This window comes from Flavobacterium sp. MEB061, from assembly GCF_000834715.1.
Lineage (GTDB): Bacteria > Bacteroidota > Bacteroidia > Flavobacteriales > Flavobacteriaceae > Flavobacterium > Flavobacterium pectinovorum.
The window spans coordinates 85,767-100,349 of the sequence record NZ_JXQR01000074.1 but is presented as its reverse complement, the minus strand read 5'-3'; the positions used below and the strand labels follow the sequence as shown (position 1 = coordinate 100,349).

General features: G+C 33.9%; 17 protein-coding genes. 10 read left to right on the top strand and 7 right to left on the bottom strand.

Translation table 11 applies throughout. The annotated features are described in order from the left end of the window. Window positions 1-60: 60 nt before the first annotated feature. From RT99_RS21595 to RT99_RS21580, 4 genes are all read right to left on the bottom strand, one after another. The gene (locus tag RT99_RS21595; protein ID WP_042567196.1) at window positions 61-903 is read right to left on the bottom strand and encodes a FecR family protein; all 843 of its coding nucleotides are present in this window, start codon (window positions 901-903) and stop codon (window positions 61-63) included. Between the two features lie 11 nt (window positions 904-914). After that, window positions 915-1,124, bottom strand: coding sequence for a hypothetical protein (locus RT99_RS21590; RefSeq protein ID WP_042567195.1), 210 nt, complete (start codon window positions 1,122-1,124; stop codon window positions 915-917). Between the two features lie 47 nt (window positions 1,125-1,171). Then, window positions 1,172-1,693, bottom strand: coding sequence for an RNA polymerase sigma factor (locus RT99_RS21585; RefSeq protein WP_042566819.1), 522 nt, complete (start codon window positions 1,691-1,693; stop codon window positions 1,172-1,174). A 176-nt stretch (window positions 1,694-1,869) separates the two neighbouring features. Next, window positions 1,870-2,475 carry a DNA-3-methyladenine glycosylase gene (locus RT99_RS21580; RefSeq protein WP_042566818.1) on the bottom strand — a complete coding sequence of 202 codons (606 nt, stop codon included), beginning with the start codon at window positions 2,473-2,475 and terminating at the stop codon, window positions 1,870-1,872. Window positions 2,476-2,615: 140 nt separating this feature from the next. Between RT99_RS21580 and RT99_RS21575 the strand changes: the two genes are divergently transcribed. From RT99_RS21575 to RT99_RS21535, 9 genes are all read left to right on the top strand, one after another. Beyond that, window positions 2,616-3,743 carry an NAD(P)/FAD-dependent oxidoreductase gene (locus RT99_RS21575; protein WP_042566817.1) on the top strand — a complete coding sequence of 376 codons (1,128 nt, stop codon included), beginning with the start codon at window positions 2,616-2,618 and terminating at the stop codon, window positions 3,741-3,743. Next, complete coding sequence (locus RT99_RS21570) at window positions 3,743-4,456, top strand: methyltransferase domain-containing protein (RefSeq protein ID WP_042566816.1); 714 nt, start codon at window positions 3,743-3,745, stop codon at window positions 4,454-4,456. Before RT99_RS21575 ends, RT99_RS21570 begins: the two co-directional genes overlap by 1 nt. Beyond that, entirely contained in the window at window positions 4,453-5,505 is a 1,053-nt protein-coding gene (locus tag RT99_RS21565; RefSeq protein ID WP_042566815.1) for a type III polyketide synthase, read from the top strand. Before RT99_RS21570 ends, RT99_RS21565 begins: the two co-directional genes overlap by 4 nt. 18 nt (window positions 5,506-5,523) lie before the next feature. Beyond that, complete coding sequence (locus tag RT99_RS21560; protein ID WP_042566814.1) at window positions 5,524-5,961, top strand: 3-hydroxyacyl-ACP dehydratase FabZ family protein; 438 nt, start codon at window positions 5,524-5,526, stop codon at window positions 5,959-5,961. Then, window positions 5,958-7,232, top strand: coding sequence for a beta-ketoacyl synthase (locus RT99_RS21555; RefSeq protein WP_042566813.1), 1,275 nt, complete (start codon window positions 5,958-5,960; stop codon window positions 7,230-7,232). The genes RT99_RS21560 and RT99_RS21555 overlap by 4 nt, the downstream gene beginning before the upstream one ends. A 10-nt stretch (window positions 7,233-7,242) precedes the next feature. Next, window positions 7,243-7,497 (top strand): acyl carrier protein, encoded by a 255-nt coding sequence (locus tag RT99_RS21550; protein WP_042566812.1) that lies wholly within the window; start codon window positions 7,243-7,245, stop codon window positions 7,495-7,497. Continuing rightward, entirely contained in the window at window positions 7,494-8,006 is a 513-nt protein-coding gene (locus RT99_RS21545) for a 4'-phosphopantetheinyl transferase superfamily protein (protein ID WP_042566811.1), read from the top strand. The genes RT99_RS21550 and RT99_RS21545 overlap by 4 nt, the downstream gene beginning before the upstream one ends. A gap of 174 nt (window positions 8,007-8,180) precedes the next feature. After that, on the top strand, window positions 8,181-9,251 hold the full coding sequence (locus RT99_RS21540; protein ID WP_042566810.1) for a BamA/TamA family outer membrane protein: 1,071 nt from the start codon (window positions 8,181-8,183) through the stop codon (window positions 9,249-9,251). 446 nt (window positions 9,252-9,697) lie between these two features. Next, on the top strand, window positions 9,698-10,066 hold the full coding sequence (locus RT99_RS21535) for a response regulator (RefSeq protein WP_042566809.1): 369 nt from the start codon (window positions 9,698-9,700) through the stop codon (window positions 10,064-10,066). A gap of 69 nt (window positions 10,067-10,135) precedes the next feature. Here the strand turns inward: RT99_RS21535 and RT99_RS21530 are convergent, their stop codons facing one another. After that, entirely contained in the window at window positions 10,136-11,125 is a 990-nt protein-coding gene (locus RT99_RS21530) for an NADP-dependent oxidoreductase (protein ID WP_042566808.1), read from the bottom strand. Between the two features lie 92 nt (window positions 11,126-11,217). Here RT99_RS21530 and RT99_RS21525 point away from each other — a divergent pair, with 92 nt between their 5' ends. Beyond that, window positions 11,218-11,598: a helix-turn-helix domain-containing protein gene (locus RT99_RS21525; protein ID WP_042566807.1), complete on the top strand. Its 381-nt coding sequence runs from the start codon at window positions 11,218-11,220 to the stop codon at window positions 11,596-11,598. A gap of 60 nt (window positions 11,599-11,658) precedes the next feature. Here RT99_RS21525 and RT99_RS21520 read toward each other — a convergent pair whose 3' ends face one another. Both RT99_RS21520 and RT99_RS21515 read right to left on the bottom strand, forming a co-directional pair. Beyond that, complete coding sequence (locus RT99_RS21520; RefSeq protein WP_042566806.1) at window positions 11,659-13,929, bottom strand: ATP-binding protein; 2,271 nt, start codon at window positions 13,927-13,929, stop codon at window positions 11,659-11,661. Then, window positions 13,919-14,530 carry a biliverdin-producing heme oxygenase gene (locus tag RT99_RS21515; RefSeq protein ID WP_052483757.1) on the bottom strand — a complete coding sequence of 204 codons (612 nt, stop codon included), beginning with the start codon at window positions 14,528-14,530 and terminating at the stop codon, window positions 13,919-13,921. Before RT99_RS21515 ends, RT99_RS21520 begins: the two co-directional genes overlap by 11 nt. Window positions 14,531-14,583 lie beyond the last annotated feature (53 nt).

The following is a 14,583-nucleotide window of genomic DNA, read 5'->3' as shown; positions in this document are numbered from 1 at the left end:
TATACTATCCTGACTATGAGGAGGATGTTTAGTTTCGCGGCTAGTGCATCCTTTTCTTTTCTATTGAAAAGTAATTTCTTTTAATTCGTCATTTACTTCGAAGTTTAGGTTATACATTTCTGATATTAATTGAACAATTGTTTTTAAATCCTCTTTTTTGTTTATTCTTACTGTAATTCGCTGGTTGTAATATTCCTGCGGAATTGCCATTTTATAACCGTAATTCTCCTCAATATAAGTTCCTAATGCGGTTAATTTTTCGTTGTCAAAATCAATAAACCTGTCAAATTCGGCCACTGCTGCTATTTCGTTTCCGTACGTAAATTTGTCGCCCGGTTCCAGTATCCATTTTTTATCCTGACCTTTTACATTCATCTGAACGCTTCCTTCATAAAGTGCTATAATAGCTCCGTTTTTAGTATATTCTTTTACAGTAAAACAAGTTCCTAAAACAGTTGTTGTGGTTTCATTACAAAAAACCTGAAAAGGATGTTTTTTGTCTTTTTTTACTTTAAAATAAGCTTCTCCGTGAATTTCAATTTTTCTGTTGCCTGCAAAATTATTGGCATATATAATTTTAGAATTTGGACTTAATTCTACTGTTGAACTATCCGGCAGAAAAACAGTTTTTATTTTTGAAGTCGTATTTTCAATTACATTAGAAGATGCATAAACATTTTCCTGCAAAGGGCTTCTGTTAAAATAAATTCCGGTTCCGATAAGCATGAAAATGATGACTGCCGCCGCTGCTGCATAACGCCAAATTTTAAAATCCTTCTTTTTTGGAGCAAAGGCTTTAGATTGAAAACTCTCCCACGAAGCCTCTTTTTCAGCATCAGAATGTAAATTGGGAGTTTCGTCCCAGATTTTTTTTAATTCTTCTTCTATTTTTTTCTCATCCATGTCTTTGAGCGTTAAAGTTTCTGACAATAAAATCCCTGCTTATTAAAAACACCATACACCATTTCCTTAATGTCTCTGTTGGTTTCGATTCTTAGAATATGATTTGAATCTTCCAAATCAAAATTCATGATACAATCAGAAATAACAAATTGAAGAAGTGCTACAATAAACCTTGCCTCTTCCCTTGTTGTAACATCTGTTTTATAAGCCTCAATTTCCATTTCTATGTTTCCGTTTTTATATATAACAAACGAGAACATAAAAGTTCCTAATGGTTTTCGATTTTTTTTCTAATAAATTTACTGGCGAGATAAATATGATTGGCTATGGTCTTTTCAGAAAGATCCGTCATCGCTGCAATCTCCTTATAGCTAAGGTTTTCCAGTTTATGTAAAGTAAATATTTTTTGTTGCTGTTCCGGAAGCTGATTTATGAAATTATATAATTTTTCGCTTCTTTCTTCAAAAATTCCCGTATCAATCTCTTCTTCTGCGATTTCGAATTGCCAAGGATCAAACTGAATTATTTTATTTTCTCTGTTAAGATGATTGATAATGATGTTTTTGCATATTACAAACAATTGTTTATCAAATAAAACATCTTCGTTCAGTAATTCTCTTTTATTATATAATCTTAAAAAAGTTTCCTGAACAAAATCCTGCGGAGTAAGAACTGTAAAATTAAAACGTCTGGCAATGTTTATCAGTTTATCGTAGTATTTTAAGTAAGCTTCCTTGAAAGAAGCCTCATTACCCTTTTTTAAACTTAATATAAACTTTTTGTTGTCCATAACGTAAATGTGATAATTAATCTAAACTCAATGTCCAGAATAATATTGCCTTCTAAAGCTGATCGCTTAAGACAGCTTTAACCATTTCTTTAGTAAATGCTAAGTTGCAAAGAACAGAAATTTATTCGAAAATTATTTAATAGAAAAAATATAAATCAATGTTTCTATGTATTTAATTAGATTTTATTGGGTTTGCTAACGTATTTATTGTCTTTTACAAAAAATCTCCAGGGCAAAAAAGCATCTTCCTGCGCATAGGCAACACCTACGCGCGGACCAGACACGATAGCATCATCAGGATATTGAATCCCATGATCTTCTACCCAGATTTCTTCGCCGCCTAAATCTTTTTTATTGAAAGAATTATCAATTCCCAAAGCCTTCGCCGCAGAACCCGGGCCCGATGAAATAGCGCTTTTAGAAGCAGGCATTTTTCGTCTCAATTCCATGATTTCCTGACCAATTAAAGGTTCAATTGCCCGAATTAAAACCGCGTGAGGTTCGCCATTTACAGAAGTTACAATATTAAAAAGATGATGAATTCCGTAACATAAATACACATACGAAACCCCGCCTTCACTATACATTATTTCGGTTCGGTTCGTGCGTCGGCCGCCATAAGCGTGAGAGGCTTTGTCTATTTCGCCAAAATAGGCTTCTGTTTCAACGATAATTCCTGCGGTTATTTGTCCATCAACTTGCGTATAGAGAACTTTCCCAAGCAAATCTTTGGCTAAAAAAAGCACATCGGGATTAAGATAATAGGATAATGGTAATTTCAAAACTGAATAATTTAATACTTTAATATAAAGATTTACAGACTTCTAAATTAATTTAAAAGCACTTCATTTCATTACCAAATTAACCTATTTATAATAAAAAATCATTAGTATCTCTAAGATTTTTTTGCTAAATTGGATATATGAAAACAAATCCGGATGTAGTAATTATAGGCGGTGGTCTTGCAGGTTTGACAGGAGCCATACATTTATCAAAAAAAGGATTAAAAGTAACCCTTATCGAAAAATCCGATTATCCGCGTCATAAAGTATGCGGTGAATATATTTCTAATGAAATTCTGCCCTACCTTCTATGGCTTGGTGTTGATGTTTTACAATTGAAGCCAACCAATATTTCTAAATTTGAGTTTACTACACAAAATGGCAAAATGGCAAAAACAGCACTCCCATTGGGCGGTTTTGGCGTAAGTCGTTTTGCACTCGACAATTTTCTATATCAAAAAGCATTAGAAAATGGCTGTACCATTATCAATGAAACGGTTACTGATGTTTCTTTCGACAATACTACATTTACAGTTACAACTCAAAATCAGGTCTTGGCATCAAAAATAGTATTGGGTGCTTTTGGAAAACGTTCTAATTTAGATCAGGTTTTATCCCGGGATTTTATCACTAAAAAATCGCCATGGTTAGCCGTTAAAGCGCATTTTTCGGGAGATTTTCCAGATGATGTTGTGGGCTTACACAATTTTAAAGGCGGTTATTGCGGTGTTTCAAAAGTAGAAAACAATGTTATAAACATTTGTTACCTCGCTGATTATGTCACTTTTAAAAAATATAAAAACATAGACGATTACCAGCAAAACGTACTTTATAAAAACAAACATCTTAAAAACGTTTTTGAAAACAGTAATCCCGTTTTTGAAAAACCACTAACGATAAGCCAAATTTCTTTTGATAAAAAACTGCCTGTAGAAAATCATATTTTAATGATTGGCGATACGGCAGGTCTTATTCACCCGATGTGTGGTAACGGAATGGCAATGGCAATACACAGCGCCAAAATAGCTTCAGAATTAGTACTTGATTATCATAATGATAAGATAGCATCCCGTGAATTATTAGAAAAAAAATACATTAAAGAATGGAATAAGAATTTTGCAAAAAGACTGCTTATGGGCCGGTTTTTGGCAAAAACTTTAACCTACAAAACAATCACCAATGTGTTTGTTGCAATAGTAGCTTCAATGCCTGCACTATTATCTGCAATAATAAAACAAACGCATGGCAAACCTATAGCAGTCGAATAATGAGCATAAATACCAAATATAGAACACAGGAAGCCGAAATAATGGATGATTTTTCGCTTCAGGGCAATGAGCTGACGGCCGCGCTTGATCAAATTGCGCGTATAAACCAATTGCTTGGAGGAAATAATCTCACGCTTAACGGCGTAAAAAAATTATTAAACAAAGCTGATATTTCAAAAACCATAACAATCGCAGATATTGGTTGTGGTAATGGCGATATGCTGCGAATGTTATCAAATTACGGTCAAAAAAACAATATCAATTTTAAACTTATTGGCGTAGATGCAAATGCTTTTACTATCAATTACGCCAAAACACTTTCAAATTCATACCCAAATATTGAGTATAAATGTCTTGATATTTTTAGTGAAGATTTTGCAGCTCTTCAGTATGATATTCTTTTGTGTACGCTTACAGTTCATCATTTTTCTAATGAGCAAATATTAAATATTATTACTATCTTTAGTAAGAATGCTGCTATTGGTGTTGTGATAAACGATTTGCACCGCAGTAAATTAGCTTACAGGCTTTTTGAAATAATTTGTTCTGTATTTAATTTAGAAAAAATGTCTCGTGAAGATGGTCTGGTTTCTATTTTAAGAGGATTTAAAAAAAATGAACTGGAGGAATTCTCCAAAAAACTAAGTTTAAAAAACTATACCATACGTTGGAAATGGGCTTTTCGCTACCAATGGATAATTACTAAAATATGAGTGTAAAAATAGTTACTGTTGCAAAACAACTACCACAATATTCAAGAACAACAGCCGATATACTTCCGTATTTGGATGGATGGCTTGATGGACAGGAAGAGCGTTTTATAAAAAAAGTAAAAAAAATATTTGAAGCCGCCGCTGTAGACAAACGCTATTCGATAATGGATCCTGTTGAAGTTTTTACAGCGACATCTTTTGAAGATAAAAATGATATTTACAGTCGCGAGGTTATTATTTTAGGAGAGCAGGTTTTAGAAAAAGCACTTGAAAAAGCGGGTTGGGAACCGCAGACTCTCGATTATATTATCACGGTAAGCTGTACCGGAATTATGATTCCGTCGCTGGATGCTTATCTTATCAATAAAATGAAACTAAAACAGGATATTGTACGATTGCCGGTTACAGAAATGGGTTGTGCTGCAGGCATATCCGGAATTATTTATGCTAAAAATTTCCTGAAAGCCAATCCCGGTAAACGCGCCGCAGTAATTGCGGTTGAATCGCCTACAGCTACATTTCAGCTCGATGATTTTTCGATGCCGAATATTGTAAGTGCAGCCATTTTCGGTGATGGAGCGGCTTGCTGTCTTTTGTCTTCTTATGAAGAAGATAATGGCCCGGAAATAGTGGCCGAAGAAATGTATCATTTTTATGATGCCGAACATCTGATGGGATTTAAACTGACCAACGGCGGTTTGCAAATGGTTTTGGACATTGAAGTTCCGGACACAATTGCTTCGCATTTTGACGATATCATTCATCCATTTTTGAAAAAAAACAACTTAGAAATTAAAGATCTGGATCATATGATATTTCATCCCGGAGGCAAAAAAATAGTAACAACCGTAGAGGCACTTTTTTCAGGATTAGGCAAAAATATTGATGATACAAAAGAAGTGCTTAAACAATACGGCAATATGTCCAGCGCAACCGTATTATATGTTTTAGAGCGTATTATGGATAATAAACCGCAAGCGGGAGAAAAAGGACTGATGCTTAGTTTTGGTCCCGGATTTTCGGCACAGCGTGTTTTATTGCAATGGTAATTATTTAGAAAAACAATTATGGAACTTAACAATATTATAGCACAACTGCCCTACAGCGAACCATTTTTATTTGTAGATGAATTACTGCATGTTGATGAAAATGGCGCAACGGGAACATTTACTTTTAGAGAAAATTTAGATTTTTACAAAGGACATTTTAAAGATAATCCTGTAACTCCGGGCGTTATTTTAACCGAAACTATGGCGCAAATTGGTATGGTTTGTCTCGGAATTTATTTATTAAAGGATGACTTAAAAAAAGATACTGTAGTTGCTTTTACATCAGCAGATATGCAATTTTTAAAACCTGTTTATCCCAATGAAAAAGTAACCGTAACTTCTCAAAAAACATTCTTTAGGTTTGGTAAACTTAAATGTGATGTTGTAATGAAAAACGAAGCCGGGCAAGAAGTCTGCAAAGGAATTGTAGCCGGAATGATTACTACAAAATTATGAGTAAACGAGTTGTAATAACAGGCTTGGGTGTAGCGGCTCCAAACGGGGTTGGAATCCCTGCATTTACTAATGCGCTAAAAAAGGGCATTTCGGGTATAAAACATGATGCCCAATTGCAGGAGCTGCAGTTTTCCTGCCAAATAGCAGGTAAACCGGAAATTAGTGATGAACTCAAATCACACTATTTTACTGAGCTTGAACTTCGCGGATTTAATAGTACTGGGATTTTGTACGGTGTTATTGCGGGCATAGAAGCCTGGAAAAATGCAGGATTACCTATAGAAAACAATAATGAACCCGATTGGGATAATGGAACTATTTTTGGCTCAGGAACTTCGGGAATTGATAAATTTCGCGAAAGCATTTATAAAATAGACGAACTGCAAACCCGAAGATTAGGAAGCACTGTTGTGGCTCAAACCATGAATAGTGGTGTTAGCGCTTATCTTGGCGGTAAGCTCGGACTTGGAAATCAGGTTACTACAAACTCATCGGCCTGCTCAACAGGTACTGAAGCTATTATCATGGCATATGATCGTATTCGATCGGGACAGGCAAAACGTATATTAGCGGGCAGTACAGGCGATAGCGGCCCTTATATTTGGGGCGGATTTGATGCTTTAAGAGTATGCAGTTCTAAATTTAATGATAATCCCGAAGAAGGTTCCCGCCCAATGAGTGCAACAGCGGCAGGTTTTGTTCCCGGCAGCGGCGCCGGAGCATTGGTTATAGAAGATCTCGAAAGTGCTTTACAACGTGGTGCAACAATTTATGCCGAAATATTAGGTGGCAACGTAAACTCTGGTGGACAAAGAGGCAACGGAAGCATGACCGCACCAAACAGCGATGCCGTGCAGCGATGCATTACAACTGCAATTAAGAGTTCCGGTATTTCTGCAAATGAAATTGATGCCATAAACGGACATCTTACAGCCACCACAAAAGACAGTCTGGAAATCGAAAACTGGACAAAAGCATTAAACCGAAATGGAAATAACTTTCCGTATATAAACTCTCTGAAAAGCATGACAGGACATTGCCTGAGTGCCGCAGGAAGCATCGAAAGTGTGGCGACCGTTTTACAGCTTTACGAAGGTTTTTTGTTTGGAAATACAAATTGCGAAGATTTACATCCGGAAATTACGGCGCTGGTAGATGCATCAAAAATACCTTTAAAAACAATAAATAAGAATCTTACCATAATCGCCAAAGCAAGTTTTGGTTTTGGAGATGTAAATGCCTGTATACTATTTAAGAAATTTGAAAATTAACCTATCAATCATGAATAAAGAAGAACTAATTGCAAAATTAAAAGAAATTATAAAGCCATATACCACAAATACTGAGGCTTATGATAATCTTACAGAGAAAACTGATTTTATTAATGATCTTAATATTAATTCGGCCAACCTTGTGGATATTGTGCTAGATATTGAAGAAGCCTTTGATGTAGTAATCGACAATACAGATATGGAACGCATGCTTGATGTAAAAACGGCCGTAGAAATTATAGAAACTAAACTTGCCGCAAAATGATTGGTAATGATGTGATAGACATATTACAATCACGTCATGAAAGCAACTGGCAGCGCAAAGGTTTTATTCAAAAACTTTTTACAATTGATGAGCAGTTACTTATAACCCATAATCCTGAACCTGAAATTATGGTCTGGACGTTATGGAGCATGAAAGAAGCTGCTTATAAAGTTTATAACAGACAGACAAAAATTAGAGAATACATTCCCCAAAAACTAGTTTGCAAGATATTATCACAACGTAACAATACTATTTTTGGTCAGGTTATTTGTTGTGAAAACATCTATTTTACCAAAACAACCTTATCTCAAGACGTTATTCATAGTATTGCAACCCACAATTTACATGATTTAAATAATGTCACCGAAATTGAAAGAAAAGAAATTTATAAAGACGATAACGGTATTCCGCACTTGCTAAATATTGCTTTAAATAAGTTTCAGGATGTTTCGATTAGTCATCATGGTCGTTTTGAAAAAGTGGTTACGATTAACACTCCTTCTCATTAATAAAATAACTTAAAGTTTTATAATCCGTTTTGAAAATTATTGAATCCGTTCCATATTATAAAATGAAACGTATTATATCTATTTCAACTATTGAAAAAAGTAAAATGAGTTTAATTTAGATGAAATTTAAAAATCAATTTGCGATTTAGCTATTAACTCCTGAAAGTATCTCAAATGCAAAGAATTTCATTTACATTACTATTCTTTCTGTTCTGTTTATTGGCATCTGCACAAAATAAACAAATAGATAGTGCGACAACCCCTGCTCCCGCCAAAAATATTGATTTTAATGTAATGCCGTATATCAACTACAACAGAACACTTGATTTTATGTTTGGGGCAATCCCGATGATGATGTACAAAATAGATAAAACAGATACTATTTCTCCCAAATCTTTATCAGGATTGTCGGGAGTTTATACCACCAATAAATCATATTTTATAAGCTTGTTTAATAAATTTTATTTTAAAGAAGACAAATGGCGTGCACAATTGTTTTTTGTAACAGGCGATCATAATTCACAATTTTATATGGATGATCTCGAAGCGCCGGATTTTTATGATTACGGAACCAAAACAACAATCGTAAACACGAGTCTTCAGCGTAAAATAATAAAATCTTTATACCTGGGAATTGGCTATTCGTATGCGCATTATAATACAAAATATGAAGATGATGTACAGCCAGCTTCTATTACCCACACCAATGGTTTACAATTGATTACCTTATACGACACCCGTAACGCCGTTTATTACCCTACCAAAGGCGATAAAATAAGATTGCGATGGATTACTTACCCGGAATGGTTTGGAAATGATGTGAATGCCAATAAAATATTAACTGAATACAATAAATATTTTCCAATGCGAAGTGGGACTGATGTACTTGCCGCTCGTTTTTCGGGAAAATTTGGATTAGGAAATATTGCTTTTGAACAGCAGGTTACCATTGGTGGAGAAGACATTAGAGGATATTCAGAAGGAAAATATCGTGGCGACGGGCTTATAGCTTTACAAAGTGAATATCGCTATAATTTTAATAAAAAAATGGGACTCGTAGGTTTTGCAGGAATTGCTACTATTTATGGTTCTGATACAGCAGATTTCAATTGGAACATATATCCCGGAGCCGGTGTAGGTTACAGATACAGAGCTTTTAAGACAGAAAAATTTAATGTTGGACTTGATGCTGCGGTAGGAAAAGGAGATTGGGGAATTTATTTCCGTATTGGGGAAGCTTTTTAAAACAATTTGCTTTCGTTGTAAAATCTTTCACAAATCAAAAAAAATGGGAATTATATAACAAAAAACAAAAATTATATAAAATCGTCTTATGCTGTCGGATTATTTTTATAAACAATCCATTATTAGACAGCAGATCTTATAACGTCAAAAAATACAAATTCATTAAAAGTTCAAAATCAGACTATTGTAAAAAATACATACATGATAAAAAATTATTTAAAAGATTTAAAGGTAACAAGACAATACTCCATCAATTACATGGATTTTGCTGGCAATGATATTTAAAAACGTAGAAAGCTTGTTATAAACAAGTTTTTTTTATCCCTATATCTTTTAAAAATAATCATAATCTTATATTATTAATAAATCAATTTAGTTTTGGGACAAGGAAAACTAAAAGATCACAATTACTTAAGAATAGAAAAAGTCAACCAAACATTTTATAAATGAAATATAAAAATATTTTGCAAATCGATGATGATTTTGATGATTGCGAATTTTTTCAACAAGCTTTGGAATCTGTATCCAATGCCGTATATATGGCTTTACATAATCCTGTAGAAGCTTTGCAAAAATTAATAAACAGAGAAATCAAACCCGACATAATTTTCCTGGATATCAACATGCCTTTAATGACAGGCATTGAGCTTTTGGCTGAAATTAAAAAAACGGAGGCAATCAAAAATATACCTGTTATTTTATTTTCGACCGGACCAGCACCAATTGCTTATCCCAAAGTACTTGGCGCAGAAGATTACTGGACTAAACCTAACAATTTTAACGAACTAAAAAATCTTTTAAAGGATATAGTCTGAAACCAATTTAAGTAACAACCAAAGAAAATGACGCCCAAAAAGCGTCATTTTTTATTATCTGAATTCTATTTAATTTATCTTCATTATCAATTTCTTACCTTCAGTTTTATTTTCCCGAAGCATTTGATGTGCTTTTTTAATGGTAGCAACTTCCAATGGACCAATTACATTAATTACCGGAGGTTTTATTAATTGTTTTTCTAATAAACCTTTTAGCTGCTCCAATCCATTTTTATAATAATCATATCGTTTTTCAAGACCATATGTATAATTTGAAATATTCATTATTGTAGCCCCTTTCCCAAAAAGTATTTCGCGGGAATATTTGGTCGTGAATGCAGTAACATCGAGATAAGTTCCGTTCGTTTTTAAAAGTTTTACAACGATATCCGCGATTGCATTTCCCACTAAATCAATTACAAAATCAAATTTTTTAGCCGCATTTAAACGAAGTGCTGTTTCCTCTATCGGATCAATTTTGTAATTTATAATTTGATTTCGTTTTACACCCATTTCTATTAGTGAAGCAATACTTTGATCATTTCCTGCTGTTACAATAAAATTATGATAACCGTTTGCAATCAACAATTTAACCAACAAATTACCTACTCCTCCGGCTGCTCCGGTAATCAAAATTGAATCTGTTTTAGATGCCTGCATTCTATTTAAACATTGCAGCGCCGTAAGTCCCGAAGATGGAATTCCGGCAGCTTCTTCAAAAGAAATATTTTTTGGCAAATGCACAGCAATTTCTTCGGGAACACAAATAAATTCGGCATAAGTCCCGTTAGATCCCATACTTCCTGATCCGGAGAAAACTGCATCTCCTATTTTAAAACTAGTAACTTTTTTTCCAATCGCAGTTACAATCCCGGAAAATTCCCTGCCAAGAATGGGCGAATGCAAATACTTTTTTTCTGAGCCGCCTTCTGTCATTTGATAATCTACCGGATTAAAACCAGCAGCGATAATTTTTACTAGAATTTGATTTTCCAGCGGTATTGGAGTAACTATTTCTTCCCGAATAAATTCGGCATTTTTATATACTATTGCTTTCATATTTATTGTTTTATTATACAAAAATATAGCGCTAATACCTTATTTTTGTTATGGGTTAACCCAAAGTAACCGGTTACCAAAGAGAAACTAGTATGGCAAAAATAAATGATAACGGAATAGTTCGGGAAGCAAATTGTTCAGAAGAATTAATGGCAATGCGCGATAGTCTTGATGTTTTGGGCGGCAAATGGAAACTGATGATTTTACGTTTCCTGACAAACAGAACGGATAAGGTTATTCATTTTAAAAAAATGCAGCGCGAAATTGATGGCATTTCTGCTAAAATGCTAAGCAAAGAACTCAAAGAATTAGAAACTAATTTACTTGTTAGCAGAACTATACAAGAAACCAAACCCATTACAGTTGCTTATGCCATTACAGAATATGGAAAATCTGTTTTACCGGTAACCGAAACACTGGTAAACTGGGGGCTTAGTCATCGTGAAAAAATTATAGATTCTATCAATAAATAATTCTTTTTTTTGAGGCGGACTATTTATTATCCAAAATGTGCTTTTATTTATTCTAATAATTTACGATAGCGAATTTAAATGATCGCAAGGAAAATAAATCGTTATGGCTGTACCTTCGTTTGGTTTAGATTCAGCGCGAATTGTTCCTCCACAGGTTTGCATTATTTTTTTGCTCAATGCCAAACCAACTCCCGAACCACTGTATTTTTCTTGTGGATGTAATCGTGTAAATATTTTAAAAATAGAAGCAGCATATTCTTGTTCAAAACCAATTCCGTTGTCTGTAAAAGTAATCCAGTGACAATAAATTTGAGTTGAAAAATTATAAGGTTCCGGTTTTTGCGAAGCTGTTACTTTTATAACAGGCAATCTGTCCGAAGATGCATATTTTAATGAATTTTGCAGAATGTTTGAAAACAATTGTTTCATCAAAAAATGAATTCCATAAATTTCAGGCAGATTTTCGTACTCAATTAAAGCATCACTTTCAGTAAATGATTCTTTCATTTCATCGAGAGTAAGCTCCATAATATGGTTTAAATCAATTTTCTGAAGTGCATCTTTGGTATATTTTATACGGGTATATTTTAGAATATCCTGTAACAAAACCTGCATTCTGTTTGCTGAATTTGAGACACGCTGTAAAGAATCATAAACAGATTGAGGCGGAACTTTGTCTATTTCGAGAAGTAATTTAGAAATAATAAGCTGAATCTTTCGCAAAGGTTCCTGCAAATCATGTGTACTGATCCAGTTGATATTTTCCAGTTCTGAGTTTGTTTCTTTTAAAACTTCACTCTGACTTCTGTATTTCTCTTCTTCCTCACTCAGCATCAATAAAATAATCTGATTGTGAAGTACATGCGCATAACTTGCTGCTGCATTTATTTCGGGATGAAGCCACCTGCTGCTTTGATTTTTAACAATTTGTTTCCAGATATTAAACGAATTTCTGGGATGAAGTCCATTATTGTCTTTGATAATGGCTTTTTCCGGATCTCCTCCCCAATTTATTTCTGATATAGTTTCTGGTCTGTACCATACAATACTATTTTCATTTCCTAAAGAATGGTAAATAATTCCGGCAACATCCGGATTATCATTAAATTCCGGAAAATAATCTGTTAGTTTATTGGTAGTGAATATTCCTTCTTTAGCAAAATAATTAATTTTTATATTGATTCGCTCAATCTGATCATCAGAAGGTGTAACGCCATGTTTGTATATTTTATCTCCAACGCAGATAGAAACCCCCATTGCATTACAAAGATTCAATAACTCCGGATCAGCACAAATAGTTGCAAATGATAATGGGTCCAGAGGCAGATCTAAACCTGTTAGATGTTCCAGTGCCAAAGATGTTTTGCGCGCAATTTGATATTCATCTGTAGATTGTCGCAAATCAATTTGAGAACTAATAAATTGTCCCTGAAGTTTTGCTGCAAGCCTGATTTCGGGAGAAATATTTTTTGCTGAATAATGGTGGCATGCAATTAATCCCCATAATCTGTCATGATGAATAAGAGAGATTGTTAGTGTAGCGCCAACGCCCATATTTTTAAGATATTCGACATGAATTGGCGATGTACTTCTTAAAATTGAAAGACTCAAATCGAGGTTTTTATTTTCCCGATCATCGATGGTAAAAATCGGAACAGGTGTATAACTCATATCAACTATCAATCGCAGCTGATTTTTCATATACAATTCTCTTGCCTGAACCGGAATATCTGTATGCGGATAATGTAATCCTAAAAAGGATTCTAAATCTTCCCTGCAATTTTCAGCAAAAACTTCTCCATTATAATCGGCATCAAAACGGTAAATCATAACACGATCGTAACCGGTTATTTCGCGAGTCCCTTTTGCTACAAGCGCACATAAGTCCTTCAAACTACTTGTGCTGTTCATATCGGTTATAAACTGAAGCATTTGAGTATATAATTCAGCTGTATTCTCTTTGCCTCCAAAATGCGGTTCGGCTTCAAGAACATAAATATCATGACTTTTGTGAACGCTCAATTGAAATGATTTTCCTAAAAACTCAATTTCAAGCGGAAAAATCAGTTGTTTTTTGTCACCATTGATATAAGTAACAATTTCTTCTTTTGCCTGAACCCCGAAAGTGGCACTAAAATCTTTCCCAATTATATCTTTATAAACCAGATCAACGAAAGCTGAAATATTTTCGGTACAAAAATCTATTTTCCAATCTGCAGTAACGCCAACCAAAAAACCATGTGGCTGAATACTGCCCGGAATATGTATGGGCTCATGCTCGCAGTTTGTTAACGTAACAATATCCCTATTTACAATATCTTTAATTTTCATTTTTCTGTATCTCCACAAAATGGTCATGAATACAATCAAAAGCATAAATTGCTCCTTTGATTATTTCATCTTCACAATTATTTTCTTCCTGATATTCGGTTAATACATTTAAGAAATTTTTCCAATGACTTCCTGTTTTATTACCGTATCCTGTAAAATACGAAACTCCTTTTCCTTCATCAAGTCCTTTTATTGTTTCGATATTTTTCAATATAAATCGACCTCCCAAAGAAGAACCTTCAACAACGTACAAAATACCCAATGCAAATGGTATTGTTATATTTTCAGTATTAAAAACCGGACTTACAACGGGTTGCTTATAATTTAAAAAAGTAAGATCTTCTTCTATTAAATGCTTCTTTTTTCTTTCTGTTAAATCTGGAATATTATCTGAAAGCAACGGAAAAATATTTTCTTCTACATCATAATGAACGTCGTACATCAATTTTAGATAATGTGCATAATCTTCTATTTTCATTTCCGGAGAAAGAATACAAGAAGAAACCGGTAAATTTTCCAGTCTTTGATGTGCACCAGCTGTTTGTGTTTTAAGCGTATTTAAAAAATCTAAGGATAAGGAAGAATTCAAATCTGGGGTCATTTTGTTTGTATTAATTTTCTTGATTTATACAAATATACTATTTTGAAACATTT